The organism is Chlorobaculum thiosulfatiphilum, from assembly GCF_006265165.1.
GTDB lineage: Bacteria > Bacteroidota > Chlorobiia > Chlorobiales > Chlorobiaceae > Chlorobaculum > Chlorobaculum thiosulfatiphilum.
Window position 1 is genome coordinate 1 of record NZ_VDCH01000031.1, and the last position, 25,734, is coordinate 25,734.

The 25,734-nt window shown below is 59.6% G+C and carries 27 protein-coding genes; 8 read left to right on the plus strand and 19 right to left on the minus strand.

Annotated elements, in window-relative coordinates; all coding sequences use genetic code 11:
- Window positions 1-96 precede the first annotated feature (96 nt).
- The 5 genes from FGF66_RS10925 to recC all read right to left on the minus strand — a co-directional run bounded on the left by FGF66_RS10925 (window position 97) and on the right by recC (window position 9,446).
- Window positions 97-411, minus strand: a complete 315-nt coding sequence (locus tag FGF66_RS10925; protein ID WP_139457672.1) for a DUF2442 domain-containing protein — start codon at window positions 409-411, stop codon at window positions 97-99.
- On the minus strand, window positions 392-628 hold the full coding sequence (locus FGF66_RS10930; protein ID WP_139457673.1) for a DUF4160 domain-containing protein: 237 nt from the start codon (window positions 626-628) through the stop codon (window positions 392-394). The genes FGF66_RS10925 and FGF66_RS10930 overlap by 20 nt, the downstream gene beginning before the upstream one ends.
- Before the next feature lie 17 nt (window positions 629-645).
- The gene (recD, locus tag FGF66_RS10935) at window positions 646-2,379 is read right to left on the minus strand and encodes an exodeoxyribonuclease V subunit alpha (RefSeq protein ID WP_139457674.1); all 1,734 of its coding nucleotides are present in this window, start codon (window positions 2,377-2,379) and stop codon (window positions 646-648) included.
- 279 nt (window positions 2,380-2,658) lie between these two features.
- A complete protein-coding gene (gene recB / locus FGF66_RS10940) occupies window positions 2,659-6,252 on the minus strand; it encodes an exodeoxyribonuclease V subunit beta (protein ID WP_139457675.1) in 3,594 nt (1,197 codons plus the stop codon).
- Window positions 6,249-9,446: an exodeoxyribonuclease V subunit gamma gene (gene recC / locus FGF66_RS10945; protein ID WP_139457676.1), complete on the minus strand. Its 3,198-nt coding sequence runs from the start codon at window positions 9,444-9,446 to the stop codon at window positions 6,249-6,251. The genes recB and recC overlap by 4 nt, the downstream gene beginning before the upstream one ends.
- 229 nt (window positions 9,447-9,675) lie before the next feature.
- Here recC and FGF66_RS10950 point away from each other — a divergent pair, with 229 nt between their 5' ends.
- Together FGF66_RS10950 and FGF66_RS10955 are read left to right on the plus strand one after the other, a co-directional pair.
- Window positions 9,676-9,855, plus strand: coding sequence for an HTH domain-containing protein (locus tag FGF66_RS10950; protein WP_139457677.1), 180 nt, complete (start codon window positions 9,676-9,678; stop codon window positions 9,853-9,855).
- Window positions 9,856-9,919: 64 nt separating this feature from the next.
- Window positions 9,920-10,537, plus strand: a complete 618-nt coding sequence (locus FGF66_RS10955; RefSeq protein WP_139457678.1) for a YecA/YgfB family protein — start codon at window positions 9,920-9,922, stop codon at window positions 10,535-10,537.
- A 170-nt stretch (window positions 10,538-10,707) separates the two neighbouring features.
- Here the strand turns inward: FGF66_RS10955 and FGF66_RS10960 are convergent, their stop codons facing one another.
- Window positions 10,708-11,154 (minus strand): hypothetical protein, encoded by a 447-nt coding sequence (locus FGF66_RS10960; RefSeq protein ID WP_139457693.1) that lies wholly within the window; start codon window positions 11,152-11,154, stop codon window positions 10,708-10,710.
- Between the two features lie 186 nt (window positions 11,155-11,340).
- Here FGF66_RS10960 and FGF66_RS12710 point away from each other — a divergent pair, with 186 nt between their 5' ends.
- The gene (locus FGF66_RS12710; RefSeq protein ID WP_170181341.1) at window positions 11,341-11,637 is read left to right on the plus strand and encodes a hypothetical protein; all 297 of its coding nucleotides are present in this window, start codon (window positions 11,341-11,343) and stop codon (window positions 11,635-11,637) included.
- Window positions 11,638-11,641: 4 nt separating this feature from the next.
- On the opposite strand, the gene FGF66_RS10970 is transcribed toward FGF66_RS12710, so the two are convergent.
- The 3 genes from FGF66_RS10970 to FGF66_RS10980 all read right to left on the minus strand — a co-directional run bounded on the left by FGF66_RS10970 (window position 11,642) and on the right by FGF66_RS10980 (window position 13,817).
- Window positions 11,642-12,322, minus strand: coding sequence for a DUF2461 domain-containing protein (locus FGF66_RS10970; RefSeq protein WP_139457679.1), 681 nt, complete (start codon window positions 12,320-12,322; stop codon window positions 11,642-11,644).
- A 152-nt stretch (window positions 12,323-12,474) separates the two neighbouring features.
- Window positions 12,475-12,768 (minus strand): DUF6804 family protein, encoded by a 294-nt coding sequence (locus tag FGF66_RS10975; protein WP_139457680.1) that lies wholly within the window; start codon window positions 12,766-12,768, stop codon window positions 12,475-12,477.
- 14 nt (window positions 12,769-12,782) lie between these two features.
- The gene (locus tag FGF66_RS10980; protein WP_139457681.1) at window positions 12,783-13,817 is read right to left on the minus strand and encodes an NAD(P)-dependent oxidoreductase; all 1,035 of its coding nucleotides are present in this window, start codon (window positions 13,815-13,817) and stop codon (window positions 12,783-12,785) included.
- A 251-nt stretch (window positions 13,818-14,068) separates the two neighbouring features.
- Here FGF66_RS10980 and FGF66_RS10985 point away from each other — a divergent pair, with 251 nt between their 5' ends.
- From FGF66_RS10985 to FGF66_RS10995, 3 genes are all read left to right on the plus strand, one after another.
- The gene (locus FGF66_RS10985; RefSeq protein ID WP_139457682.1) at window positions 14,069-14,932 is read left to right on the plus strand and encodes a mechanosensitive ion channel family protein; all 864 of its coding nucleotides are present in this window, start codon (window positions 14,069-14,071) and stop codon (window positions 14,930-14,932) included.
- A gap of 34 nt (window positions 14,933-14,966) precedes the next feature.
- A complete protein-coding gene (locus tag FGF66_RS10990; protein ID WP_139457683.1) occupies window positions 14,967-15,818 on the plus strand; it encodes a GNAT family N-acetyltransferase in 852 nt (283 codons plus the stop codon).
- Between the two features lie 147 nt (window positions 15,819-15,965).
- Window positions 15,966-16,634: an SRPBCC family protein gene (locus FGF66_RS10995; protein WP_246046674.1), complete on the plus strand. Its 669-nt coding sequence runs from the start codon at window positions 15,966-15,968 to the stop codon at window positions 16,632-16,634.
- A 228-nt stretch (window positions 16,635-16,862) separates the two neighbouring features.
- Here FGF66_RS10995 and purT read toward each other — a convergent pair whose 3' ends face one another.
- Both purT and FGF66_RS11005 read right to left on the minus strand, forming a co-directional pair.
- Window positions 16,863-18,041, minus strand: coding sequence for a formate-dependent phosphoribosylglycinamide formyltransferase (gene purT / locus FGF66_RS11000; protein ID WP_139457684.1), 1,179 nt, complete (start codon window positions 18,039-18,041; stop codon window positions 16,863-16,865).
- A gap of 127 nt (window positions 18,042-18,168) precedes the next feature.
- The gene (locus FGF66_RS11005) at window positions 18,169-19,242 is read right to left on the minus strand and encodes a sulfatase-like hydrolase/transferase (RefSeq protein ID WP_139457685.1); all 1,074 of its coding nucleotides are present in this window, start codon (window positions 19,240-19,242) and stop codon (window positions 18,169-18,171) included.
- A 25-nt stretch (window positions 19,243-19,267) separates the two neighbouring features.
- Here FGF66_RS11005 and FGF66_RS11010 point away from each other — a divergent pair, with 25 nt between their 5' ends.
- Window positions 19,268-19,519 carry a hypothetical protein gene (locus FGF66_RS11010; RefSeq protein ID WP_139457686.1) on the plus strand — a complete coding sequence of 84 codons (252 nt, stop codon included), beginning with the start codon at window positions 19,268-19,270 and terminating at the stop codon, window positions 19,517-19,519.
- 159 nt (window positions 19,520-19,678) lie between these two features.
- Window positions 19,679-19,834: a hypothetical protein gene (locus FGF66_RS12715; protein WP_170181342.1), complete on the plus strand. Its 156-nt coding sequence runs from the start codon at window positions 19,679-19,681 to the stop codon at window positions 19,832-19,834.
- Window positions 19,835-19,878: 44 nt separating this feature from the next.
- On the opposite strand, the gene FGF66_RS11015 is transcribed toward FGF66_RS12715, so the two are convergent.
- The 8 genes from FGF66_RS11015 to FGF66_RS11045 form a co-directional block, all read right to left on the minus strand.
- A complete protein-coding gene (locus FGF66_RS11015) occupies window positions 19,879-20,682 on the minus strand; it encodes an adenylate cyclase (RefSeq protein ID WP_170181343.1) in 804 nt (267 codons plus the stop codon).
- A gap of 86 nt (window positions 20,683-20,768) precedes the next feature.
- A complete protein-coding gene (locus FGF66_RS13120) occupies window positions 20,769-21,317 on the minus strand; it encodes a M20/M25/M40 family metallo-hydrolase (RefSeq protein WP_342779658.1) in 549 nt (182 codons plus the stop codon).
- Between the two features lie 36 nt (window positions 21,318-21,353).
- Window positions 21,354-22,253, minus strand: a complete 900-nt coding sequence (gene pepD / locus FGF66_RS13125; protein WP_342779659.1) for a beta-Ala-His dipeptidase — start codon at window positions 22,251-22,253, stop codon at window positions 21,354-21,356.
- Window positions 22,254-22,283: 30 nt separating this feature from the next.
- The gene (locus FGF66_RS11025) at window positions 22,284-23,444 is read right to left on the minus strand and encodes an NAD(P)/FAD-dependent oxidoreductase (RefSeq protein WP_139457688.1); all 1,161 of its coding nucleotides are present in this window, start codon (window positions 23,442-23,444) and stop codon (window positions 22,284-22,286) included.
- 65 nt (window positions 23,445-23,509) lie between these two features.
- Entirely contained in the window at window positions 23,510-23,773 is a 264-nt protein-coding gene (locus FGF66_RS11030) for a hypothetical protein (RefSeq protein WP_139457689.1), read from the minus strand.
- A gap of 79 nt (window positions 23,774-23,852) precedes the next feature.
- On the minus strand, window positions 23,853-24,311 hold the full coding sequence (locus tag FGF66_RS11035) for a hypothetical protein (protein WP_139457690.1): 459 nt from the start codon (window positions 24,309-24,311) through the stop codon (window positions 23,853-23,855).
- Window positions 24,308-24,574, minus strand: coding sequence for a hypothetical protein (locus tag FGF66_RS11040; protein WP_139457691.1), 267 nt, complete (start codon window positions 24,572-24,574; stop codon window positions 24,308-24,310). The genes FGF66_RS11035 and FGF66_RS11040 overlap by 4 nt, the downstream gene beginning before the upstream one ends.
- 5 nt (window positions 24,575-24,579) lie before the next feature.
- Complete coding sequence (locus FGF66_RS11045) at window positions 24,580-25,614, minus strand: hypothetical protein (RefSeq protein WP_170181344.1); 1,035 nt, start codon at window positions 25,612-25,614, stop codon at window positions 24,580-24,582.
- Window positions 25,615-25,734 lie beyond the last annotated feature (120 nt).

A 25,734-nucleotide genomic window follows, 5' to 3' on the forward strand; every position in this document is an offset into this window, starting at 1 on the left:
CCCGCCCATCGCCATCACCGCATCTTATTTCTCCTCTTTCCTTCCGCTTTTCTCAAGCGCTTTTTTCGAGATCGCCTAATATCAGCCATAACAAAATCAAATAATTTGCTCACGAGATTCTCTCCCCTGCAACCATTTCTTAAACGACGCCTGACTCTCGCCGGAAGGCTTTCCGGCAAGCAATCCTTCCACGCTAATGTCTTCATCCAGATCGGGCCAATGGATTCCGTGGCCCTTGCCGATCAGCCGCCAGTTTGCCCGCTCTTCAGGACGACCATGCTCAAGGCGCGGGAACCAGCCCAAGGGGACAGAGATAGTTCGGCCATCGCTCAGATCGACGGTAAGAGCATCATCGGTTACGTGAACATCCTGAGCGTAGGGGAAATCGATTTCAACAACCAAAGTATTCATTCCATGCCTCCATGAAGGATTCTTGTTGATTTTCAATTATACCGCGAATCTCTTTCAATTCAAACCGGCTGAAGCCACCGCTATTCTGTAAACGGATCGGATCGAGCCAGAACTTTGCAAGCTTGTCGTCTCGCTCTACATGGATGTGATACGGTTCATTGCGATCACCAGCATAAAAAAAGAACCGGTAAGGGCCAGATTTATAGACTGTTGGCATTCTATTAACTTTTTTGATCAGCCGTTTATCAGCCTCTCCCTCAACCCGCTTCTCCGCTCCGTCTGGCGCTTCACGGCAGCGCTGAAAACAGCATCGTCGCTCCACAGCGTCACCGAGTGCCGTGCTCTCGTGATCCCGGTATAAATCAACTCCCTTGTCAGCAAAATAGTATCCTCTGGCGGCAAAACCATCAGAACTCTGTCAAACTCCGAACCTTGGCTTTTGTGTACCGTCATCGCAAAAGCGGTTTCGTGCTTTGGCAAAAACTCTGGAGGTATGGCGCGAATCATGCAGTCAGGGGCGGCGAAGAAGGCGCGGAGGTTGCCGGATTCGGGGTCGGGGAGGATGATGCCGGTGTCGCCGTTGAAGAGTTTGTGGATGTAGTCGTTTTCGGTGACGAGCACGGGGCGGCCACGGTAGAACGGCGTGTCGCGGCGGATGAGCGTGGCTTCGTGGAGCAGCGTTTCGGCGGCGTGGTTCATGCCGGCGGCTCCCCACGGGCCTTCGCGGAGGGCGGTGAGGATGCGGAACCGGTCGAAAAGGCGGAGCGCTTCGGCGGGCGTTTCGGCGTCGAGATATGCGCGGAAGCCTTCGAGCACTGGGGCGGCGAGTCGCTTTTTCAGCGTCTCTCGCGTCGGCGTGGCTTCGAGAGCGATGGTGCCGGAACCGGCGTCCGCGAGAAGGTGGAGGGCTTCGCGGTCGTCGCCTGCGTTGACGGCGCGGCTGAGGGCGGCGATACCGGAGCCGTCGCCGAAGCGGTAGTTGCGGTCGAGCACGGTGACGCATCCGGCGACGGCGGAGCCGGGCGATTCGGCGGCGCGGCAGATGTCGCCGAGGACGGCTCCGGCTTCGACCGAGGCGAGCTGGTCGCGGTCGCCGATGAGGATGAGCCGGGCCTGCGGCGGGAGCGCCGTGACGAGCGCCGTCATGAGCGGCAGATCGACCATCGAGGCTTCATCGACGATCACCGCGTAGCAGGGCAGCGGGTTGCGCTCGCTGTGGCGGAAGCCGGTCGAGCCGGGAATGGTGCCGAGCAGGCGGTGAATCGTCGTGACCTGGCCGGGCACGTCGCGTTTTACCTCGTCAGCGCACGGCAGCGTGTCCCGAAGCGAGGCGATGGACGCGGCGAGCCGCGCGGCGGCTTTGCCGGTGGGCGCGGCCAGGGCGATGCGCATCCGCTCTCCACCGGGCTGTTCGAGCATGAGGGCGAGGATGCGCACGACGGTGGTGGTTTTGCCGGTGCCGGGGCCGCCGGAGATGACCGAAAAGCGCCGCCTAAGCGCCGTCAGCGCGGCCTGCCGCTGGCGATCCTCCGCGTTTTCGGAGGGTGCAAAGTAGCGGTCGAGCTGCCCGGCAAGCGCGACTTCGTCGATGCCGCCGCTCTCCGATGCGGCGCGGGCGCGAATGGCTTCGGCCAGCAGCGCCTCGTAGCGGAAGTAGCGATAAAGGTAGAGCCGCTCGGCGGCGTCGAGAATCAGCGGGCGGTGCTCCCCCGGCCTGCCGAGCGTGGGCAGCGCACGGAGCAGCGCGACGAGGCTGTCGGCGTCGGGCAGGCGCAGCGGCTCGTCGCTGCCCGGAATCCGCACAAGCTGCCCGGCGATCTCCTCCAAATCGAGGCAGACATGCCCTTGCCCCACCGCCTGGCTGAGGAGCGAAACGACCGTGGGCAACACGCCCGTATCGTCCTTCGCGTCCCGACAGAGGAACGCCGCCGCCTGCCGGTCAATCGGTCGTTCGATGAAGTCGATCATGGGTTTCTCGAAAAAGTTGTCTCGTAATCTGATAGCATGACGGATTGTCGTATATGTTTGTCTTCCACTCTGTCATTCTGAACGAAGTGAAGAATCCAGTTTCTTCCCGAAGCATCATCATGATTGACTGATTAAAAAGACTTTACGTGGCTTCTCTGGATTCTTCGCCCGACTTTGTCGGACTCAGAATGACAGACAAACAAAACGTTGCCATCTAAAAAACATACTCGTTTTCCTATTGACAACATCCGCTCCTCACGAAACTTTTCAGATGCATCCTCACCCATCCCCCTCCCCTGTTCCGGTTTCGACGAGCAGCTCGCCGAGTTCGCGGATCAGCGCTTCGGGCGGGTGGTCGCGGTAGAAGCCGAACTGTTCGCCGCGTTCGGCGCTGACGCCGCGCAGAAAGACGTAGATCGCGCCGCCGAAGTGCGTGTCGTAGCGGTAGCCCGGCACACGCAGCGCGAGGTAACGGTTGAGCGCGACGGTGTAGAGCAGGTATTGCAGGCGATAGAGGTTCTCCTGCATTGCCTTGCCGAGCCGCTCGCGGCGGTACTCTTCGGGCGAATTGCCGAGATGGTTCGACTTCCAGTCGAGCAGCCAGAAGCGTCCCTGCACCTCGAACACCATGTCCATGAAGCCCATCAGCATCCCCTTCACCGGCGCGAAGTCGAGTGCCTGCAATGCGGCGGCAGGATCGGTGCCGGACGGGATAACGCCGTATTTCGCGAGCGTTTCGGCAAGCTCCGGGGCGGTGATGCGCCTGAGCGGGAAGAAGAACTCCAGCTCGCACTGCCACGAGCGCGGCTTGAGGCCGCCGAGGGTGAACGGGCCGTCCGGCGAGGAGAGCGGCGTCGCGAGCACCTTCCGCGTCATGCCGGCGAGGGCCGGTTGCCACTTCTCGTCGAAGCCGTACTTGCCGAGCGCCGTTGCGCAGGCCTCGTCGATGGCGCTCGCGGTCGCCGTGGCGAAGTCGAGCGTCTCGAAGATCGAGTGCATGAGAATGCCCGCTCCGGCCCCTTTCGGAAAGGCGAAGATGGAGCGATCCCCTTCGGGCAGCGCGACCGGCGCGGCGGCGGGTTCCGTAAGGCTTTCGTCGCGGTCGGGCAGCTCGAAGGCCGTGTGCTTGTGGCGGCTGAGGGCGGTGAAGCTCGCGATCCGCCACTCGGTTTCGAGGCTTTTGCTGAACTGACGAAGCACGAGTTCAGGTCGCTCCGCCGCTCCGGCAGGCGAAACGCTCACGCGAAAATCATCGCCAAACGAAAGACGGCGTACCTGCAACGCGCCGCCCGAAGCATCCGCCATCGTTTTCAGCGTGTCCGCCATCGCCTCCGCCCCGATGGCCTGAAGCTCCTGCACGGCTTCGGCGACCGGTTCGGTGCTGCGCCGGGCCTCGTCCGAGGCGTAGAGCAGGTAGGAGGCGGGCGTGAGCTGTGGCGGCTTGCCGCTTTTACGGCCATCGACGAGGCGGGCGGTGAAGAAAATGCAGCGCTCTTCGGCCCTCGTGAGGGCGACGTAAAAGAGGCGCAGGTTCTCGGCGAGGGTCTCCCGCGCGGCGGCTGTCCGGTGATGCGCGATGGACGACGAACCGAAATCGCGCACCATCCGGCCCGCTTCGTCGTGGCACAACACCACCTCGCTGTTGCCGTTGCCGCCGCCGAACTGGAAGGGGCAGAAAACCACCGGGTACTGCAACCCCTTGCTGACGTGCGCCGTGACAATCTTGACCGCCGGTTCGTCGCTTTCGAGCCGAATCTGGTACTCCTCGCCGGACTCGTGCGTCGCCACCCGCTCGCTGAACCACGCTACGAGGCTCTCCATGCCGAGGCCCCGCGCATGAGCCTCGCGATGCAGCAGCTCGAAGCAGTGCAGCACGTTGGTCAGCGCCCGCTCGCCAAAGGTTCCCGCCATGGCGAGCAGCCGCTCGCGCACCCCTTCGCGGCGCATCAGCTCGCGAGCCATCACCATGAAGCCGCGCTCCCGCCAGAGGCGGTGGTACTCGCGGAACTCCTGCAACCGCGCGGCCCAAGCGTTTTCGTCGCTGTTCAGCCGCGCGATGTCGCTGCCGTTCAGCCCGAAAAGCGGCGTGACGAGCGCTGCGCGAACGAGCGGCTCACGCCCCGGATCGGCCAGCGCCGTTATGAGAATGCGCACCTCCTCGGCCTCGATGGAGGCGAAGACGCTCTCGTCGCTGCGCATCACCGAGACGATGCCCGCCTTGCGAAGCGCTGCCTGCATCTGCCGGGCCTGCCGGTGGGTGCGCACGATCACCGCGATGCCGTTCGCCTCCGCGCCGCCGCCGATCGATTCGGCCACCATCGAGGCGCACGCCTCCGCCGCGAAACTCGCCGCGTCGCCGCTTTTGAGGCTGCCTTCCTCCTCGCCGCCATCGAGCAGGCAGATTTCCAGCGGTGGCGCGGCGGATGAATCGGCGACGGTTCGGCCCGCCACGAGTGGTGGCGAGGGGATGTCGTCGAAGACGAATGGTTGGCGGGCCTGGTCGAAGAGGCGGTTAAAGCCATCGAGCAGCCTGGGCACGGAGCGCCAGTTGGTGTTGAGCGTGAATCGGCGCTCCTCGCCAACGTCGCTCGCCGCTTGCAGATAGGCGAAAATGTCCGCCCCGCGGAAGCTGTAGATCGCCTGCTTTGGATCGCCGATGAGAAAAAGCGGCGCGTCCGAACCGGCGTAGATGCGCCGGAAGATATCGTACTGCACCGGGTCGGTGTCCTGAAACTCGTCGATCAGCGCCGCCCGATAGCGGTTGCGCAACGCCTCGGCCAGCGCGGCAGCCTCCGGGCCGTCGGTGAGGGCGTGGTAGAGATCGGTGAGCAGGTCGTCGAAAAAGCGGATGTTCCCTTCTCTTTTACGCTCCGGCAGACGCTGGCGGTAGAACGCGACCAGCTCGGATTTCAGCGCGAGCAACCGTTCATCCGCCGCCGCTTGCAGCCGCTCGCAGGCCTCGAAGAGCGGATGCGTGGGCGGCGTACCGGAGCTTTTCGTGCCCGCCGCGATACCGGATGCTGTCAGCTTCCCGAAGCCGTCGAAAAGGCCAAAGGGATTTCGATCCTCGACGAACGCCTCCAGCGCCGCCAGCAAAGTCTCCACTTTGTCATCCCTATAATACTTTTCCGCACGACTCAGCGCCTTGCTCGTTCGCAGAAGTTCCGCAAGCGCTTCGCACTCGAATTGCCATATCCGGCAAATTTCGTTAAACGCCGCCTGCGCTTCGTTCTCGATTCGCGCAATCTCCGCTTCGCCATAGAGCGGAAGCACCACGTCGCGCTCCGAAAGCTGCAAGGGTCGGAGAAACACCGCGAGGCTGTCCGGCGTCCACTTTTTCAGCAAGGCGTAGGCGAGCAGGCGGTTGGCGCTGCCGAAAAAGCGTTCCCGCCAGAAGTCGTCGATCACCTGCCCGGCAAGCGCGGACTGGTCGTCCATCAGCTCGGTGTCGTAGAGAGCGCCGCTCTCGAAGGCGTGATCCTGCAACGCCCGCAGGCAAAAGCCGTGGATCGTGAAGATCGAAGCCATGTCGAACCCGGCGAGCGCCGCTTCGAGCAGCTCGGCGGCCTGTTCCGACGAACCGATTACGTCAGCGCGGTCGCGTAGTTTGACGAGAAAGTCATCCTCCGTGCTCTCGCCGCGCATCACGTCGAGCGCCTCGCGGATGCGGCGGCGGATTCGCGCTCGAAGCTCCTGCGTGGCCGCTTCGGTGAAGGTGACGACGAGAATCTGTTCGGGCCGCAGCTCCCGCTCGACGAGTAGCCGCAGGTAGAACGAGGCAATCGCGTAAGTCTTTCCTGTACCAGCACTTGCCTCAATGAGATTCATGCTGGAGAGCGCCACGGCGGCGTGGTCGAGAATGCGAATGGTCATGCCTTGCCTCCGTGCTCGATCATTGGTTGCAGCAGGTCGTCGGCGATGGCGGCGAAGCGTTCGTCGAAAGGCGGTTCTGCGCCAAAGCAGCGGCGGAAGGCGGGGTCGCTGCCCTCGCCTTCGCGTCCGCCGAAGCCGTCGAGCCAATCGCCCAACGCGGCTTTGCGCCGCTCCTCCTCCGGCTTTCCAGCCTTTTCGGCCCAGGCGAGTGACGAGCGCGGGAAGAGAGGCAGCGGCTCCGAAAGCCCTTCGCGATAGAGCGAGAGCAGCGCTTCGAGCCGCTCCGTCGCGCCCTCGACCGGGCGGTAGCGAATCGAGCGGTCGAGGGTGACGATCAGCGTGTCGCTCGATGCGCCCTCTTCGACGGCGTGACGGGCGAGGTGCAGGAGCCACGAACGGAGCCGATCCTGCGGGCGCATCCTGGCGCAGCGGTAGAGAAGCTGGCCGGTCGGCAGCAGGTGGTCGAGCCGCCCGGCGAGGCGGAATCCGCCGATGTCGAGATCGAGGTCGAGTTGGCTGAATGTTCCGCCGCCCTTCAGCTCCCGCACCTTCGCGGCGAATTGCTCGACCTCGGCGAGCAACTGCCGGAAGAGCAGCTCGCCATGCATTGCCGGCGGCAAGAGGCCGCGTGACCGGAAGAGCGGCAGCATCGCGCCTCCGTCGCCTGTTTCGAGCAGCGCTTCGAGCAGCTCCTGCCGCATCGCGTAGCGTTCCAGACCCACGGCCTCGAACGGCTCACGCTCTTCAAGCGGCTGGCGAGCGGCCGATGGCTTGAGGCCGAGCCGCCGTTCGAGAAAATACGCCGCCGGATTGGCGAAAAACCGGGCGAGATCTTCGATCGTCACCGTCCGCTCCTCGTCGGCAAGATCGTCCAGCGGCGACTCGATGAAGGGGCGCTCCGTCACCGAATCGCGCCCCGCGAGCGCCCGAAAGTTGTCCGCCGAGTAGCTGAAAAGGTCGGAGCCGGAGGCAAAGTAGGCGGGGCTGAAGCCCTGGAGGCGATGCTTTACGACCAGCCGCGACGCGGCATCTTCGCCATCTGGGAACGCGAAGCCCCGGTCGATGGCGTCGAGCAGTTCGCTCACCAGCACCGAGGGCGGCAGTGGCGTATTGTCGCGAACGCTCTGGCCGACGTAACTCAGGTAGAGCACGTCGCGGGCCGAGAGGATCGATTCGAGAAAAAGGTAGCGGTCGTCGCCCCGCACGGAGCGGTCCCCCTTGCGCGGCTCGCGGGCGAGCAGGTCGAAGCCCGGCGGGCGCTGCTGGCGCGGAAACTTGCCGTCGTTCATGCCGATCATCGCCACCACGCGGAACGGAATGCTGCGCATCGGCAGCATCGCGCAAAAGGTGATGCCGCCGGTCATGAAGCCGAGGCCCATCTCGAACTGTTCGAGGCGCGAGCGCATCCAGGCGATCATCACCTGCGCCGACACCTCGCCTTCGAAGCGGGAGTTTACGGCAAGCGACGTAAGTTTGTCGATCTCCTCCTTGACGTGCGCCAGCTCGCGTTCCGAATCCTCATCGGCTTCGACGAAGAGATCGAGCATCCAGAAAAAGTGATCCCGCCACTCGGCGAGCGGTCGCGGGCGGCTGAAGCGCCTGGACAACTGATCGACGGCGTCGATGAAGTCGGCGAGTTTGCCAAGTGTTTCGGCCTCGCCCGCTACCTCGAAGGGCAGGACGCCGTCGAAAAGCCGCCCCTCGTCCGGCATCGCGTAGCCGAGCAGGAGCCGCTCCAGTCCGGCCCGCCAAGAGTTCTCGCGAAATGGCGGCAGACCCAGCTTGCTGCGCGACCGCTCGTCCATGCCCCAGCGGATGCGCGTCTGTTCGATCCACAGGCGCACCGTGTCGAGTTCGTCGTCGCCAAGCCGAAAGCGGCGGCTCACCGGCGACGACGAAAGCAGGTCGAAGAGCGCGGGCGCGGCGTGGCGGCTGCCGTAGAGTTCGAGCAATTTGAGCATCGCCGGGGCGACGCCGCCCTCGTCGAGCATCCGCCGGTCGGCGATGGAGTGCGGCAGGCGCGGCTCCCCTGGGCCGCTGGCTCCGAACACGGTGGCGATGTAGGGCGCGTAGGTCTCGATGTCGGGCGTCATCACCACGATGTCGCGCGGTTCGAGGCCGGGCAAACGTTCGAGCAGATCGAGCAGATTGTCACGCAGTACCTCGACCTCGCGCAGCGGATTGTGGCACGAGTGCACCTGCACCGAGCGGTCGCTGGCGGCGGGAGCCGGATGATTCGCCTCCGTGCCGTCGCCGCGCAGATTCAGCATGTCGGACTGCAACGCGCGAAGCAGCGTACCGGCGCCGGGGTCGTCATACAGGTCATACTCGTCCTCGACCTCGCCCACGTCGAGCAGCAGTTCGGCGAACTCGCGCCCGCTTTTGCCGAGCGAGGCGAGCAGCGGATTGCCCTCCGTGCTCAGCGCCCGCTCGCGCTCGCTCATGCGGAAAAGCCGCCGCCGCGAAACGATGTCCGTCCAGAACTCCTGCGTCGGACTCAAAAGAAACAGGTTGACCGGAATCCGCGCGGCGAGCGCCTGGAGCATCTCGACGTGATACGGCGGCATGTAGGATACGCCGAAGAGCGAAATCCGTTTCGGGAAATCGTCTGGCAGCGTGGCTTTTTTCACCTTCCGGATGAACTCCGCCTGGAGCTGGCCGCGATGCTTGCCCGAACTCTGTGCGACGAGCGAGCGCCACAGCTCCGGCTGCCAGTCGCGGGCCGCGTCGTCGCCGCCCGCCTCCCACGCGGCGAGCAGGTCAGGGCGGAACAGGGTATATTGATCGAAGGTGTCGGCGATGCGCCCGCAGAGCTGGAAGAGCTTCAGCCCGTCGCGGTCGCCATCGAGATAGCCTCGAAGCGGGGTGAACGAGTCGCCTTCGAGCGTCTCCGGCAACAGGCGCATCAGGCTCCAGCAGATCGCCTCCTTGGAGAAGCACTCGCCCGCTGTTTTCTCCGACAGCCCCAGCCACTCGAAGAGCCGTTGCAAGAGCGCGTTCGGGAACGGGTACTCCGCCCCCGCCCAGACGCCGAACTGCGCGGCGAGCCGCATCGACAGCCACCGCTGCATGCCCCGGCTCTGCACCACGATCCACTCCCGCTCGAAGGGCGACGCGAGAGGCGCTTTAGCCGCCATGTCGCCAAACGCCGAAACGAGCGTTTCGAGCCGATTGCCGGTATAGATTTCAAGCACGGCGTGGCGCTCCGGAGGTTATGGCGTGGCGCGAATGGGGCATGACGTTTTTCGGTTTTACGGTACGTAAAGTTATAAGTACTGAATTGTTCGTGTATTATCAAGCTTGGACGAAGTGGACTGGAATTGGTATGCTGTGACACAAACTTACCTTTTCAATTGACCGAATTCCTTACATTGAAGGCAGGCGTGAGCCTTTTTCAATTTCAAACCGAACGACCGAATTACCATGGACGCGAAAACCATTATTCTCGAAGTGCTGAAAAACGAGGGCGAACCGTTGAGCGCGGGCCAGATCGCCGAAAAGAGCGGGCTTGACCGCAAATCGGTGGACAAGGCGATGAAGAGCCTCAAGGAGGAGGAGCTGATCGTTTCGCCGAAACGCTGCTACTGGACGCCCAAAGCCTGACGCGCGGACTCAAATCCGGCAATATTTTTCTCGGGGATATATTTCCAACCATCAATAAACCATTATGCTGCAATCAGAACGTGCCCATCAACCGCTCTCCGAAGAGGAGCTGAACATGCTCGAAGCGTTCCTCGCCTCCACGGAGGCTCCCGAGGAGTGCATGAACTCTCTCGAAATGATCGATGGCTTTCTGACCGCCATTGTTATCGGGCCAGAGGTCGTCCCCGAGCACCGGTGGATCAAGTACATGCTCGATCCCGAAAACCAGAAGGAAAATCTGTTCAAGTCGCCGGAAGACGAGTCGCGGATCACCGATCTCTTGAACCGCCACGTCATCGCTATCGACACGCAGTTCGAGAACGATCCGGAAGCCTACCTGCCGATCTATGAAATGTTCGGTTACTCCGAAGATGAGGAGCGGCAAATCGCCATCGAGGAGTGGGCGCTCGGCTTTATCCTCGGCATGGAGTTGAGCCACGAAGCCTGGCAGCCGCTCTTCTCCGACGAATCCACGGCCATGCTCGCCGGGCCGCTTTTCGTCCTCGGCAAGGTGACCGACGACTACGACACCATGTCGCAGGAACAGAAGGATCAGATGATCGACATGCTCGACGAATCGATTCTCGGCATCTACGCGTTCTGGCAACAGCAGGCAGCGCAGGAAGAGGGGGAAGAAGGGTAAAAGTACGCTATAGCGCTTCTCCGATAGGACTTATAAGACCTATCGGAGAAGCAAGATTTTACCGCCGCGTTTACAGTAAAAAAGCCAGACTTTTCAGGCCGGCTTTTTTACTGTAACAGCATTACCTCTTCAATTCATAATTCATAATTCATAATTCAGCAGGCCTGCTGTCAATTACGGCCCGGGCCATCCCAGCGATCCGGTCTGCGGTCATCGCGCCTTTCATCACGCCAGCGACGGTCGTAACGGTCACGATGTCTGCGGTACTCATCATCCCTGAAGCGGCGAATCTGTTCGATCCGGTAACGCCTGATCCTTGGGGGCAGCTCGCGTACACGCACGGACCTCCACGGGCCGTTGTAACGCGGTGAACGATACCACTCGCCATGATCATGCAGATAGTAATTGTTACCGTAAAGAACGATATCGTAAGGCGCCCCGTAAGAGACCGAGAATCCGGGCGTCGCAAGCTGTATGAATGTCGGAGGCCTGTCGATGACGTATGCTGCTCTCGGGCCGCCCCCAATATTTACTCGCACGTCGGCCAGCGCTTCGACCGATGGACTTGACATCAGCATACCGGCAACGCCTGCCAGCATCAACATTTTGCTTTTCATCATTGTCTCCTTTTTGTTCATTACCTTTTTGACAGGAATGAGGCTGTAACGATGGGGCCTTTGCTAAACGGAGCCTCATCATAACTGCCTCCTTCTGTATGTTCTGACGACACTTAGGAGCAGATTCCTGCGCGAAAAAATTCGGATCAAAGAAAAATCACCAAAACTATACAGTTCATAATCCTTATGAATACTGACAACCGCAGCCAGCTCGAAGCTCGCTATCGGCCACTCGTCGAAGAGGTCGTCGAGCAATGGGCCATCGACAAGCCGCCGAATCCCTCGCCTGCCGCAACGTCAAGCAAGCCAAGCGGTTACTTCCGCCTGACGAACTGGCTGCTCGATTATCTGGTGGCGAATGGAGAATTTCCCAAAGGCGTCCACATGATGCCGGAAGGGCGTGACCGCTTCGGACAGCTCGAACCTTCGTTTCCGGTCGATTTCGATTCCCTGACCAGCGACAGGGCGCTATCGGAACACTGAGGAATTACGGCTTTTCCGACGCTATTGCGCTGTTGAGAAACGCGACCATCGGCATGACCGCCCGGCAGCACTCTCCGAGCCGATCCGTGAAATCGCGGGAGAGCACTTCCCCGTCGCTGAAAAAGCGCTGGGTGTAGTAGCCTTTGTAGCGCAAATAGTGAATCGCAGGATTCGACTCGTCGTACTCTTTCGGCGCTCGCTTGAGCGCTCCGGACGGTAGCACACCATCCGGAAAAGCGGCGAGCAGTTCGGGCGCGGTCACGATGGAGCGCCACTCGTCGAAACGGCTGTCGATGGCCTGGCGGGTCTGGGCCAGCACCGGCGCTTCGGGCAGGTAGAGTCCGCCGCCGCCGAATGAGTTGCCGGGTTCGAGGTGCAGGTAGTAGCCCGCCAGCGGCCCTTTGCGTCCGCCCACGCTGATGTAAGCGAACAGGCCGGTTTTATAGGGCGTCTTGTCCTTCGAGAAGCGCACGTCCCGGTAGATGCGCATGATGCACGATTTCGGGTCGGGCATCACCTTGGCGATGTCTGGGTCATAACTCGCCAGCGCCTGAATGAACCGCGCGACCGTGTCGAAGAAATCGGCGGCGGCCTGCTGGTAGAGCGCCCGGTGCGCCTCGAACCACTCGCGATTGTTGTTTACCCTGAGTGCAGCAAGAAAATCAAGTGCCGGTTGCGTGATCATACAATAAATATTCACAAGAGCTTGAAAAAGCCGAAGAGTTACAACTCAACGCTCTCGATTGACAAGCCGTTTTCCGGTCGTATCATTTTTTACGCTATTTTTTCCGAAAAGAAGGAGTGTATAATCAAAAAAAGGACGCCGCGGATCGAAGCTTATCTCTCGAAGCGACGAGCCGTAACGGCAAGCAGCGCTGCCCCGCCAATATGAAGTAGTATCGAAGGAAGCTCCGGCAAAACCACCGGTGTGATCGGGTTGAAAAGCAGGGCGAAAATGACGTAAACGACCGCAAGAGCGGTCATCGGGCCGATGGGCTCAAAATTTCGGTATGCCCCCCATCCGAATGTACCGAACGCAATCACGTTCAGGATTTCCCGGTAGCTTTCCGGAACCGGAAAGAGGGCGATCAGCAGCATCGCCGCGGTTGCATAGACTATCTGTACCGGCATATCTGTACTCCTTTTCAGAACATCGAGTGTGCGCCGAGCTCCTGGCCTGCCAGCCCCTCTTTGAGCGCTCGCTTGTAGAAGTCGCGCAGGGTTTCGGTACCGTAGGAGGGGGTTGCATCGGCGTCGTAGCGCTTTTTTACGGGATCCCACACCAGCATCGACTCCGAGCAGTAGTATTTGCCGATGCGGGCGAACTCCGCTTTTTCGGCAAATGACGGCAAAAACTTCGAGAGCAACGTCAGCACGGGAATTATTACGTCAAACATCTGGATCGGCATCTTCTTGAGCTTCGGCTCGCGGCCCAGCAGTTCGAAGAGCATCAGCGCCTGATCGAGATTGGTCACCGGCTCCCCCGGCCCGCCGATGGGCAGAATCTTGTTCTTTTTTGACGGATCTTCGAGGCAATCGGCGATGAACCGCGCCAGATCGCCCTCGCTGATCGGCTTGCACGCCGTCAGCTTGCCGTCGCCGAACATGACGTAGGGCTTGCCGCTTTTCACCTTCTCGATCTGCCCGGCAATCGATTTGAAAAATGCCGTCGGTCGAACGATGGAGTACGTCACGCCGGACTCGCGTAACTCCTTCTCGAACTTCAACTTGGCTCGCTGGAACTCCAGCATCGGCTTCTGCACACAGATGGCCGAGAGCAGCACGAACTGGCTGATTCCTGCGGAGATGCCCGCGTCGAGCGAATTGCGCGTCGCCTGGTAATCGATGTCCCACGAATCCCTGATGCCGCCGTTGCGCGAGGTCAGGCACGACACCACCGCGTCGAAATGCTCGCCGCGGATGCCGTCGCGCAAGAGCGACTTCATGTCGGACACATCGCCAAAACGCACTTCTGAACCCTTGAGTACCCGGCGGGTATCATCCTCGGTGGTCGAGGCGTTCACGCCGGAGCGCGGGCGGGCGAAGCTCACCACATCGCAGCCTCTCGCAACCAGCTCCCGCACGACGAACTTGCCGATGTAACCGGTCGCCCCAACCACGAACACGCGCTTTTTCTGAATGCCGGTACGGGGTTCCGCTGGTGAAGAGGATGATGACATAGTCAGTAAGTCAAGTGTATTTTGGTGAAAACCGGGAAGCGTTATCCAGAACGATTATAAGGCTAAAATCATGATTTTGAAACCCTTCGAAGGGATTTGACCCGTCACGGATTTGCAATCGCGACGTATCGTGAATCCATTTCCCGATCGGGCGTCAGCAATCAAGCCATGCGATGGTTGGCGGATTTTTCTCGGCACCGGCATTGTTCATTCAAAGTGCGGGTCAATGCATAAACAATGGTCTTCTTTCCATGCTCGATACCTTTCTCGGCAGCCTTCTGACGCGACTGGAAAGCGCGTTCGACCTCGAACATCTGGGCAGCCTGCTCGGTGAAGTCTTGATCGTGCTGATCACCGTATCTTTTATTCTGGCAGTCTTTTACCTGTTCTGGCGAATCGTGCGCGTCCTGCTCTCCTCCCGCCTCGGCAGCCGCCTCGACCGAACCAGCGCGGCCTTCGCCGAAACGGTCATCAAATTCTGCATCTTCGGCATCGGAGTGCTCACGGCCCTCGGCGCGGCAGGAATCAAAACCGCCGCCCTGCTCGGTTCTCTCGATGTGGCCGGGCTGACCCTCGGTTTCGCCCTGCGCGACACGCTGTCGAACATCATCTCCGGAATTCTCATTTTCATCGACCGGCCCATCACCATCAACGACCTCATCGAGATCGACAACAACTACGGGCGGGTTGAAAAAATCACGCTGCGCACCACCCGCATCGTCACTGTTGACGGTAAAATGCTGGCCGTGCCGAACGCCGTGATCATGAACAAAACCGTCACCTCCTATACCAACTATCCGCACCTGCGGCTCGACATCGCCGTCACTGAAAACATCGACCGCGCCCGCACAATCCTGCTCTCGCTGGTGCGCCAAGCCCCCGATTGCCTTGACAAGCCAAAGCCGGAGGTCGTGGTGACAACCCTGAACGACTACAACGTCGTGCTCGAACTGCGGGTGTGGATCGAAAAAGAGCGGCAGCACATCCGGAAGCGATTGGGGCTGCGCGAAAAGATGTTCAACGCGCTCACCGACGCAGGTGTGCAAATGCCTTACGAAACCATCCAGCTCGCGCCGCACAAGGTCGAGATCAGCCGAAATTATGCTTCGGCGTGAATCGGACAAATCAACAAACTCAAACAAGGAGACGATGATGATACCCGGATATACGATCAGAACCATGACGCGCCACGAGACCAGACTGGCTGTCGAGTGGGCCGCCGCCGAAGGCTGGAATCCGGGCCTCGAAGATGCCGAGTGCTTCTACCGCGCCGACCCGGATGGATTCCTCGTGGGGCTTCTCGACGACGAGCCGGTCGCCTGCATCTCCGTTGTTCGTTACGGAAACTCGTTCGGTTTTCTCGGTTTTTACATCGTCAGGCCGGAATATCGCGGACAGGGGCTTGGACTCGCAATCTGGAACGCGGGGTTGCAACGCCTCGGCGGGCGGGTTGTGGGACTCGACGGCGTGGTGGCGCAGCAGGAGAACTACCGGAAATCGGGTTTCGTGCTCGCTTACCGGAACATCCGGTATATAGGCGTTTCCAGCCAGAATCGCGAAAATCCGCGCGAGGCCGTGCCGCTTTCTTCGATTTCTTTCGAGGAGCTGGCCGCCTATGATCGTGAGTTTTTTCCGGATGACCGGCGAGATTTTCTCCAGTGCTGGACGAGCCGCGAACAAAGCCGCACGTTCGGCGTTCGCCGGAACGGCAAGCTGGCAGGCTACGGCCTCATTCGCCCCTGCCGCGCAGGCTTCAAGATCGGCCCGCTTTTCGCCGACAATCCCGAGCTTGCCGAAACGCTTTTCGGAGCGCTCGAAAGCTCGGTTCAGGAAGGCTCTGCGATCTTCCTCGACATACCGGAGGTCAACCCGGCGGCGCTCGAGCTGGTTCAACGGCACGAGATGAGCGTGGTTTTCGAGACTGCTCGCATGTACAAAGGCCCAGCGCCACAGCTTCCAGTCGAGCGTATTTTCGGCGTCACGACATTCGAGCTTGGGTAATTTACTTTTTTATACTACAGCGCTTGAGCATATTGAAGTATATTAACGATCATTAAATCATCGCAGCAAACGATCTCGCTTGTTACGATGCAACGGAAAATCCAACAAACCATGCGCCACGGAATCACGAAATTGAGATACCTCTTCATGGTCATTGCCATGTTTGGTTTTGTCATCCTCCTTTCAGGAAAAGCCTCTTCCCGTACCGTGGAAAACGATGAAGTTCCATCCCGACCGCAACAGATCGAAGAGCACTATCAGAGAGCAAAGGTACGCACATCCGATCTTGAAAATGGAGTAACTGCCGTAATTGGAAAAATTTACATCAACGCATCAGCCAAAAACATCTGGGCGGCCATCACGGACTACAACAACCAGAAACATTTCGTGCCCAAACTGATCGACAGCGGTCTTATTTCGGACAATGGCCGCGAGCAGGTGATGTTCGAAAAGGGCAAAACCGGCTATCTTTTTTTTAAAAAAACCGTTTACATCAAGTTGAGCATCCGCGGCGATTACCCGCAACGCCTTTCATTTCGCCAGATAGAGGGCGACTTCAAGATTTACGAGGGCGACTGGCTTATCGACCGCGCGCCTGACGGCAAGGGCTTCGTGCTTACCTTCCAGGCGAAAATCAAGCCGAACTTCTTCGCTCCTCCCATGTTCGTGCGCAAGGTGCAGGAACACGATCTGCCTATGGTGCTGACCGCCATGAAAAAACGCGCCGAGTCGGCTGAATCCTCCTTACGCGCGAGTCGTGCTTCAAGTCAGAAAAAATTCCCCCCGCCATCCGGCAATTCCATCATCGCGGAGTGAGAGGCTTTCGAACGATACGCATCTTTTTCGTTGTCACTCCAGCAATGAAAAGTATCGACAATTGCCTCAAAGCTGTCTCAAAAGCAAAAACCGAGTCGTTTTTGGGCGCTATTCCTTCTGTTTTTTGAGACAGTCTCCGGGTATGCCTATAAGGTATGCCTATAAAGCATAAATAGATAAGGGCTTTGGCCCGATCTCTTACGACTCCCGGAGTAATAAGCAGACCAGTCAGTCCGCATCCTCGCACCGCACCGTCACCCTGGCGGCGTTGGCGATGGCCTGCCGCTTCAGCGACTCCACATCGCTGCCGGGCGCTCCCGACATGAGCGCCACGCCCATGCGGCGGTAGGGGCGCGTCACCGGCTTGCCGAAAATCCGGATGTCGCTGCCCGGTTCGGCAAGCGCCGCCTCCACTCCATCGAACGCCGGCTCGACGCCCGCCCGGTCGGCGAGAATCACCGCGCTCGCTCCGGCCCGCAGCAGCTCGATGCCGGGAATTGGCAGGCCGAGCACCGCGCGGGCATGCAGCTCGAACTCGGAGAGATTCTGCGTTCCGGCGAGCGTCACCATGCCGGTATCGTGCGGTCGCGGCGAGAGTTCCGAGAAATAAAGCCCGTCGTCGGCAAGGAAGAACTCCACCCCCCAGATGCCCGCGCCGGTCAGCGCCGCCGTGACTTTGCCCGCGATACGCTGCGCCTCTTGCAGATGCTCCGGGCTGATGCGGCACGGCTGCCAGCTCTCCTGATAGTCGCCGCGCTCCTGCCGGTGGCCGATGGGTGGGCAGAAGAGCGTCGGGCCGTTTTTTTGCGTCACGGTGAGCAGCGTAATTTCGGTATGGAACGCCACGAACGCTTCGACAATTACTTCGGCGATGTCGCCCCGCTTGCCGCTCTGCGAGTAGCTCCACGCCTTTTCGACCTCCGCCTCGCTCCGCACGGTCGATTGTCCCTTGCCCGACGAACTCATCAGCGGCTTGACGACGCAGGGCAGGCCGACTTCGGCGACCGCCGCCCGCAACTCGTCGAGCGAGGCGGCATAGCGATAGCTGGCCGTGCGCAGGCCAAGCTCGCGGGCGGCGAGATCGCGGATCGCTTTGCGGTTCATCGTGAAATTCGCCGCCCGCGCGGAAGGCACGACCTGAATCCCCTGCTTCTCGTAATCGTAGAATCGCTCGGTGCGGATCGCCTCGATCTCCGGCACGATAATGTCCGGCTGATGCTTTGCGACGATGGCGTCGAGCGCATTGCCATCGAGCATGTCGATCACCTCGCGCCCGTCGGCCACCTGCTGCGCGGGTGCGTCGTCGTAGCTGTCAACGGCGATAACCCTCTGGCCAAGGCGCTTGACGGCGATCACGAACTCCTTCCCCAGCTCCCCGCTGCCCAGCAGCATGATTGTTTTCGGCATGTGCTTTGAATAATTGGCGTTATGGCAAAATCCGATTTATCGAATGTAAAACGATAAGGGGCGTATCTACAACAATCAAGTGTCCGCGACAGAGTATTTTCGCGTGATGGACGACTCGCCGACGTAATTACGGTCCGAATCGCTTGCCGAACCGGTCGATCGATCCCTGGAACTCCCGGTTGACCGCCGCCGGGTCGAGTTGGCCCCGCTTCGACAGTACCCGCCCGCTCTTGTCGTCGATGAACAGATTTGCGCCCGCTGAATTGATTTCGCCGTAGACCCACTTTTCGGTCGATCCGGTCACCAGAATACGCTGTCGTGGTTCCGGCATCGCTTCGCCGCCCACGAAGGCCGCGACGATCTGGCGCAGGTCGAGGTGTGTGCGCAACGACGAATCGCGCCCCGCCGTCACGCCGGGGCCGACGATGAGCAGCGGTACGCGGTAGTTCGAGGCGTTCGCGGCTCCGAAGCGGTTGCCGTGATCCGAGACGATCACGATCAGGCTTTGCGGCCACGAGCCATCGGCGACGAGCTGGTCGAGCAAATCATTGAAGTATTTGTCATAATACGCCAGCGTGGTGAGGCCGGTTTTGGCCCGCCATGCCGTAGTATGTCCCCAGGCAAGTTCCTGCAAAACGAAAGTTTTCGGATTCGATTTCGCGAGTGACGTAATGGCCGAAATGGCTGCGCGATCCTCGGTCGCCGACTCCATCCGCCCCGACTCGACCGTCAGCCACTCGCCGTGCGCCGGCAGGTCGCGGCGATGCAAAATGCTCGTCCACTCGTTGCGGACAGGCACGAAGGGCTGGGTGTCGTAGGTGCTGACAAAGCAAGTCTTGAATCCCGACTGCCGGAAATCCCGCGCGAGACTGGCGGATTGGTTGACCGCGTCGTAGAGCGTCGTGTCGGTGTAGGAGCGGTAAGGCACCTGTTGCGACGTCAGCATCGCGATCAGGCTGGTGTAAGAGTCGAGGTTGTTGGTGTAATAGTGGGCGAAATAAAGAGAGTTTGTCGCGACCCTGCCGTAAAAACGCGACGAGCGCCCGCGCATGAACTCCTTCTCGAACTCCGCCGCCGTCACGCCTTCGAGCACGATCAGGAAGAGGTGCGTGGCTTTTGCGTCCGCGAAGCGCTTCGTATCCGCCGGAATCGGGCGCGACTCGCCGCTTTGGTGACGCGGCGCGGGCCGAAGCCTCGGCACTTCGCACGGCGCGTTCGCGGAGCGGATGGCCAGCTCCTCGTTCAGGCTGCTGACGACCGGCTGCGGCGAGCGCCCCGGCGACGAGCACGAGGCCCCACGCAGCGATGGCGAGACGCGACACCCATTTGAGCCTCGGCGGAAACGGAGGCGCGAACAGGGCGGCGATGGCCGCGATTGCGGCGAGAAGCGCCGGAGCGAGGCGGTCGAAACCGAGATACTCGCGTATCAGAATCGCGGCGGAAGCGGCATTGCCCGCGAAGAGGTTGACCGGAAATGAGAGATATTCGCGAAGCATCTGCGGATAGAGCGACAGGAGCACTCCCGCAGCGGCGAGGATGGCGGCGACAGCGCCCTCTCCGGCGGGGCGGGCGCGGGCCGGAAGCGGCAGCAGGCAAAGCCTCAGCAGCCCAAACAGCGCGGAGAGCACGACCGTATCGTGCAGCCAGGCAACCAGATGCGGGGCGAAAAGACGGGGATCGTGCGAGCTGAACGCGTAGAAAAGATGCAGCAGGAGCTGCACGAAAACAAGCGAGGCGAAGACGCGGATGGCGCGAGCGCCCTGAGCCGGAACTCCCAGGTGACAGAGAGATGACATGGTCGAGGCAAGATTGGATTCAGGGGAATCGTTTCCTCTCCTCAGACGCCACCCTTGTAAAAACCTTTTGCTTTGATCTGCGCGAACCACTCGCGGGCCTTCTCCTTTGCTGTAATTTTCGGCGGCCAGTGGACGAAGTTGCCGACGTCGCGCAGCTCGATCCGGCCAAGCGACGCAAAATCGACGCTTCGCGCCTCGCCGAGCCTCCAGGTCGAGGGTTGGCGCACACGGCCCTGCTCCGGGTGGTCGAACTCCAGCGGCGGGAACAGCTCGTCGAAGGAGCGAGTACGCCACTCGGTTTCGGGAAAGGTGATGCACGACGCCATCGCCTCATCCTGCGGCCTCATCTTGGCGCAGGCGGCGGCCAAGAGCACCGGACGCCCGAAGACTGAGCCTGTGAACTCCTTCGGCGTACCGGCAAATCCGGCGGCGACGCGCCCGCTGGCGATGCCCATCTCCGGAAGAAAGCGAAGCTCGTCGTGCTCCCCCATCCAGCGAGCGGCGCGAAGGGCGTCGAAAAACGGCTCCTTCGATCCGAACTTCTTTGAAAAAAGCAGCACGATCGAGCTGTCGAGGAACCGCTCGACCACGCAGAAGCGCTCCGCCGCGAGCGAGTCACGCATCCAGACGAGGAACATGTTCAGGTAGATCAGAATCTCGGTCGGCGACAAGTCGATCGTGAGCCGCGCGAAATCGCGCATTCCGACGTAGAGTACGGTCGCATCGAGTTCGATGCACTTGAGCGGAAAGCACCCGGCGGCCTCGTCGTCAACCTCCACATCGACCGTCAGCGGCTGCGACAGGAGAAAATCCGCGATGGTATTGTAACTGTACGGTGTTTTCACGGCTTCGGCGTTTGGTTGGATTGAACGATAAAATAGCGATCACGCGCCGTTATCCCTCGCCAATGCCGACAGAAAGCAGGCGGCAATCACTGCTCCGGAATACCCTCCAGCGTCGCCACGAGGAACTCCCAGAACTTCAGCACCGAGGCGATCTCGACCTTTTCGTCCGGCGAGTGCGGGTGGCGGATGGTCGGGCCGAACGAAATCATGTCGAGCTGCGGATAGGCCGCGCCGATGATGCCGCACTCCAGACCGGCATGAACCGCACGAATCTCCGGCGTTTTGCCGAAGCGGCTGCGATACACTTCGACCATGCACTTGAGGATTGGCGAATCGGGATTGGGTCTCCAGCCGGGATAGCCGTGCTCGAACACCGCCGTCGTCCCGACGCGTTCGGCGACTCCCGCGACCGCGTCGGCAAGCTCCTGCATCCCCTCCTCCGAGGCGCTCCGAAGCAGGCACTCGACGCTTATGGCGCATCCGTCCGAGTACACCCGCGCGAGATTGTTCGAGGTCTCGACCAGCCCCGCCATCCCGGCGCTCATGCGATGAACGCCATTGGGACAGGCCTCTACCGCCTCGAAAAATCGGTACGTCACGGCGACGTCGATCACCGCCGCCGGAAGCGCGGCCATCCCCTCCGCCGGAAAAGCGGCGTTTCTCGACGAGCTTCAGGCGCTTGCCGCGAGAATCGGCGGCGAGCTGGCCGGAGCCGATCCGGGGCTTCGCGTCGAGGTGGTGGAGGCCGCGCTTCCGGCGGAGGGGATGGCCGCCAGCGCCGCCGATTCTCGCGGAATGGCGTTGCGCAGGCTGCCGCCGTCGATGGATGCGAGAAGCAGACCGTGGCGCTCTCGCCCCATCCGCAACAGCCGGTTCATGATCTTGTTGGCGTTACCTCGGCCAAGATCGATGTCCATGCCGCTGTGCCCGCCGCGCAGTCCTGAAACCCAGATTTCGACGCCGAAGTAACCGGGAGGCACAGGCTCGCCGGAATAGCTGAAGCGCATCGTGCCGTCGAGCCCCCCCGCGCAGCCGATGAACAGCTCACCCTCATCTTCCGAATCGAGGTTCAGGAGGATGTCGCCCCGGAGCGCTCCCGGCTCGAGGCCGAGCGCTCCGGTCATGCCCGCCTCCTCGTTGGCGGTGAAGAGCGCTTCGAGCGGCCCGTGGCGCATCGCGCTGGATTCGAGCACGGCCAGCGCCGCCGCCACGCCGATGCCGTTGTCCGCCCCCAGCGTGGTGCCTCGCGCGCGCACCCACTCGCCATCGATCAGGGCGTCGATCGGATCCGTCGCAAAATCATGCGCCGTTCCGGCGTTCTTCTGCGGTACCATGTCGAGATGCGTCTGTAACACAACGCCCCGAAGGTTCTCCATCCCCGCCGTCGCCGGTTTGCGAATGATGACGTTGCCCGCCTCATCGACCAGCCACTTCAGCTCGCAACGTTTTGCGACATCGACGACATACGCCCGAACCACCTCCTCATGGCCCGAAGGGCGCGGAATTTGCGTCAGGTGGTAAAAATGGTTCCAAAGTATTTTCGGCTCAAGCGAGAGAATGTCGGTGCTCATGATGACGTTGGTCGATTCAGTTACGAAATACTACTTCCCGGCGATCTTGCTCGCAACCATGCGGATCAGCTTCCGGCCCGAATTTTTCAGCAGCTCGCGGTAGGTGATGTCGCCCGACATCAGATCCATGTAGCGATACGGCGCGGATGACGAGCGGGCGAGCGCGGTGATGAACAGCGCTCTCGTTGCGGCTGAAAAGAGGAAGTTCCGGATTTTTGCCGCATACGCCAGCTCACCGGTGATGACCGCGCACCGCTTCCGGTACGCTGCGTTGACATTTTTCGTCTTGCCGGAGAGCGCCTCCAGAACCGATTGCGCCGCGAACCATCCGCTCTGCATGGCGTAGGCGATCCCTTCGCCGGTGATCGGATCAACCAGCCCGGCGGCGTCCCCCGCCAGCAGCACCCCGTCGCGGCCCATGCGTTTGGAGTATTCGCCAAACGGCAAGAAATGCCCCTTGACGACGCCAGTGAACGCCTTGCCGAAGCGGTCGCGGAAAAAAGTGTTGAAGTTCGCCTTGAAGTCGCGGTTCTTTGAAAACAGCCCACCGATGCCAACGACGACTACGTCATTTCTTGGAAAAATCCAGCCGTAACCCCAGTCGATGGAATCGAAATAGATCTCCGGTTCAGCGATCTCCCGCGAGAGCGCGGCCACGGGCAAGGTTGCTTCGAGGGCGAAAGCCTTGCCGTTCCTGCTCGTTTTGCCGTTGTGGATGGCGTTGGCGACAACGCTGTTCACGCCGTCCGCGCCGATCAGGTAGCGACAGGTTATTTCTTTTCCTGACTGCAATTTGCAGACGCGATGCCGCAGATCGACCGCCTTCACCTTGTCGCCCTGCACAAACTCCGCGCCATGCTCTTTGGACTTGTCGATGAGGCGGGCGTCGAAACGGGAACGGTCGCAGACGTACAGCTCGCCGTAGTTTTCGATGGAGTTGACAAGCCGTTCGCCGTCAAAAAATTTCGCGCCGTCGCAACGGTGCTCGTACATTTCATCCCACCCCGGCCCAAAAATCGCGGCGTAGTTTTTTTTCGCCCGTTGCGTCAGCAACCCGCCGCACAGTTTCTGGCGCGGAAAACGGAATCGATCGACAACGCAAACATCGACCCCGCTTTTGGCAAGCGTATGCGCGGCGGATGAGCCCGCTGGCCCCCCGCCAACGATAACCGCCGTGTACTGGTTTTTCATGCAAAGGAGATGATGAGTTCGCAAGCTGCTTCGTTTTCAGAACATAACACCTTGCCGTTCAACCATCAACTGTCAGTTGATTTCTCCTCCGAGTCGAGGATTTCCGGCAGCACGTAAACGGTCATCGTTTTCGGGCTTTCGTCTCCGGCGACGCGCATGATTTCGGTTTCGCTTGTGGGATATTTTCGGAGATCGATACTGAGCGGCGCGTCGCAGTAGAGGCATCGCACCGAAATCACCGGCTCGCCTGCCGTGTCGATGAGCAGCGTGAAGACTTCCCCACATTTGCAGCAGCGGATTTTCTTGCGGACTTGGGTTTCAGTAGCCATGTTCGTTTGAATGATTAGAATTTGAACTCTGGATTTGCCCCGTCCACCTCGTCCATTTCGTCCACGCCGTCCACCCGCATCAAAACACGCTCCACGCGGCCAGTGCGATTCCGGCGAAGCTGAAGAGCGCGGCGGCGACGAGGAGGCGGCGTTTGTATTTTGCGCTTTTCGTGAAGAACTCCTCGATGCTCAGCGCCTGCCCTTTCGCGGCGGGTTGGGCGCGGCGCATCACTTGCCGGTCAACCTTGCGCGTGACCGGCACGAGGCTCGCGAGGCTGAGGACGAGCGCCACGAGCCAGAAGCCGAACGCCCAGAGCAAGAGGCAATTGGCAGGCAGCACGGCTTTGTCGCCGCCGGTGAGTTTCAGCACGGTAGCGAACAGGCCCGGAATCGCCAGGCAGAGCGTCACCATCTGCTTGCCCAGCTCGTCGAGCAACTTCGGCTGCTCGACCACCGCCGTCGCCAGCCCCTTCTCAAGCTCCTCATCCCCCTTCGAGGGTGAACAGGAGCCGAGAATCTCCTCCGGTTCTTCGCTCATGATTCCGCTCCTCCATCGTTTTCCTCCATCTGCCGCGACAACTGCCCCCATCCATCGAGCCCGCCCGGAAGGCCGAGATCACCGGCAAGGGATTCGAGAGCCTGCAATGCTTCGGCAAGATTGATGGCTTTGGCAATCCGATACGATGTTACCCAAGCTGACACGGCATTCTGAATATCATCGTTCTGAAGATGAATATGCCCCATATTGAAGAGCGTCACACACAGTCCTGACTTGTCTCCGATTTCCTGCTGAATCGACATAGCGCTCAGACGCCTGCCGTATTTAAAATATATTCGACTTTATCCTTCCAATAAGGGACCTCTAATTTATAATATCGATTATATTTTGGATATAGAACAACAAGATACATCTTTGATATCTTCAAGCCATATCTTCCCTCCAGGATATTTCTATATAAACCTTGCTGCAAACAGTACCGATTATAACTTGTATCTGGAATGTCAAAAAGCTGCCCAAATCCAGATTGGTATTCATTGTTCACTATAGGTTCACCTGTATATTGATCAACCACTTTTTTGCTGCGCTTCCAGTCATACATCTCATAGGCATCTCCCTTTTTAGCCAATAAGTCAATTGTGCCTGCAATCCTATAACGTTCATCAAATATACGCCACTCAGTCCTGTAAGGCTCTAAATAAGAGTGATCATTGATGAATTGATGGAATAGACCCATCTCTTCGATCTCGTCATATTCTTTTCTGAGGAAGTAACTCTCTATTTTTTCATGCAGTAATGTACCGGCCCTCATTGCCGTCTCACCATCTTTTCGCCACTGCTTTTCTAACTCAATTGCGCTCATATTGTATCGTGATGCTTTTACTGCCGACCAATACTTGATATCAAAAACAGGAAAACGTTTCTCGATAATTGCGCTTACCGATTCAGCGGGAGAGCCATCAATAGTATAGATATGCTTTTCAGGGAAGAATCGAATGCGTTTATCTCTACTGTTTTCATGCAGAGTATTATAACTGAATAGCTGGACTGTTTCAGCTTTTCCAATATAACTCGGCTTTACGAGTTTTTCTTCCTCTTGTTCCCTTATATTCAAAATCCCGACATCCTCTTTTGTTGAGCTTAGAATTTCTGTAAATTTGTGATTAAGGTATAATTCACGGTAATGATCTTTTTCCCATTTTTGAGCTTGAAGTACATCCCAAAACTTCTCTAGAGAAACATCTGCTTGATGGCTTAATTCATCTGAAATAGAATAGGCTTGATGGATAATTGACAATATCTCTGCGACAAATTTTAAACATGACAATTCTTGTAAATGCACCTGGTGTTCCGTAAATCGAATAACAATCCAACCTCTATCAATAAAGGGCATCTCTAAAAAGTCAGTACTGACATAAGGTATTGAAATCTATCGATTTAACTGAAATATCCATATCTTGAC

Bases quoted from the DNA above. Each gene is read 5' to 3' on its own strand.
- FGF66_RS10960 (WP_139457693.1), bottom strand. From the start codon at position 11,154: ATGAAAAGCAAAATGTTGATGCTGGCAGGCGTTGCCGGTATGCTGATG.
- FGF66_RS10970 (WP_139457679.1), bottom strand. From the start codon at position 12,322: ATGATCACGCAACCGGCACTTGATTTTCTTGCTGCACTCAGGGTAAAC.
- FGF66_RS11035 (WP_139457690.1), bottom strand. From the start codon at position 24,311: ATGAGCGAAGAACCGGAGGAGATTCTCGGCTCCTGTTCACCCTCGAAG.
- FGF66_RS11025 (WP_139457688.1), bottom strand. From the start codon at position 23,444: ATGAAAAACCAGTACACGGCGGTTATCGTTGGCGGGGGGCCAGCGGGC.
- FGF66_RS11040 (WP_139457691.1), bottom strand. From the start codon at position 24,574: ATGTCGATTCAGCAGGAAATCGGAGACAAGTCAGGACTGTGTGTGACG.
- FGF66_RS10985 (WP_139457682.1), top strand. From the start codon at position 14,069: ATGCTCGATACCTTTCTCGGCAGCCTTCTGACGCGACTGGAAAGCGCG.
- FGF66_RS10955 (WP_139457678.1), top strand. From the start codon at position 9,920: ATGCTGCAATCAGAACGTGCCCATCAACCGCTCTCCGAAGAGGAGCTG.
- purT (WP_139457684.1), bottom strand. From the start codon at position 18,041: ATGCCGAAAACAATCATGCTGCTGGGCAGCGGGGAGCTGGGGAAGGAG.
- FGF66_RS11010 (WP_139457686.1), top strand. From the start codon at position 19,268: ATGGCCAGCTCCTCGTTCAGGCTGCTGACGACCGGCTGCGGCGAGCGC.
- FGF66_RS10925 (WP_139457672.1), bottom strand. From the start codon at position 411: ATGAATACTTTGGTTGTTGAAATCGATTTCCCCTACGCTCAGGATGTT.
- recD (WP_139457674.1), bottom strand. From the start codon at position 2,379: ATGATCGACTTCATCGAACGACCGATTGACCGGCAGGCGGCGGCGTTC.
- FGF66_RS10995 (WP_246046674.1), top strand. From the start codon at position 15,966: ATGGTCATTGCCATGTTTGGTTTTGTCATCCTCCTTTCAGGAAAAGCC.
- recB (WP_139457675.1), bottom strand. From the start codon at position 6,252: ATGACCATTCGCATTCTCGACCACGCCGCCGTGGCGCTCTCCAGCATG.
- FGF66_RS10950 (WP_139457677.1), top strand. From the start codon at position 9,676: ATGGACGCGAAAACCATTATTCTCGAAGTGCTGAAAAACGAGGGCGAA.
- pepD (WP_342779659.1), bottom strand. From the start codon at position 22,253: ATGAGCACCGACATTCTCTCGCTTGAGCCGAAAATACTTTGGAACCAT.
- FGF66_RS12710 (WP_170181341.1), top strand. From the start codon at position 11,341: ATGAATACTGACAACCGCAGCCAGCTCGAAGCTCGCTATCGGCCACTC.
- FGF66_RS13120 (WP_342779658.1), bottom strand. From the start codon at position 21,317: ATGGCCGCGCTTCCGGCGGCGGTGATCGACGTCGCCGTGACGTACCGA.
- FGF66_RS10930 (WP_139457673.1), bottom strand. From the start codon at position 628: ATGCCAACAGTCTATAAATCTGGCCCTTACCGGTTCTTTTTTTATGCT.
- FGF66_RS11030 (WP_139457689.1), bottom strand. From the start codon at position 23,773: ATGGCTACTGAAACCCAAGTCCGCAAGAAAATCCGCTGCTGCAAATGT.
- FGF66_RS10980 (WP_139457681.1), bottom strand. From the start codon at position 13,817: ATGTCATCATCCTCTTCACCAGCGGAACCCCGTACCGGCATTCAGAAA.
- FGF66_RS10975 (WP_139457680.1), bottom strand. From the start codon at position 12,768: ATGCCGGTACAGATAGTCTATGCAACCGCGGCGATGCTGCTGATCGCC.
- FGF66_RS10990 (WP_139457683.1), top strand. From the start codon at position 14,967: ATGATGATACCCGGATATACGATCAGAACCATGACGCGCCACGAGACC.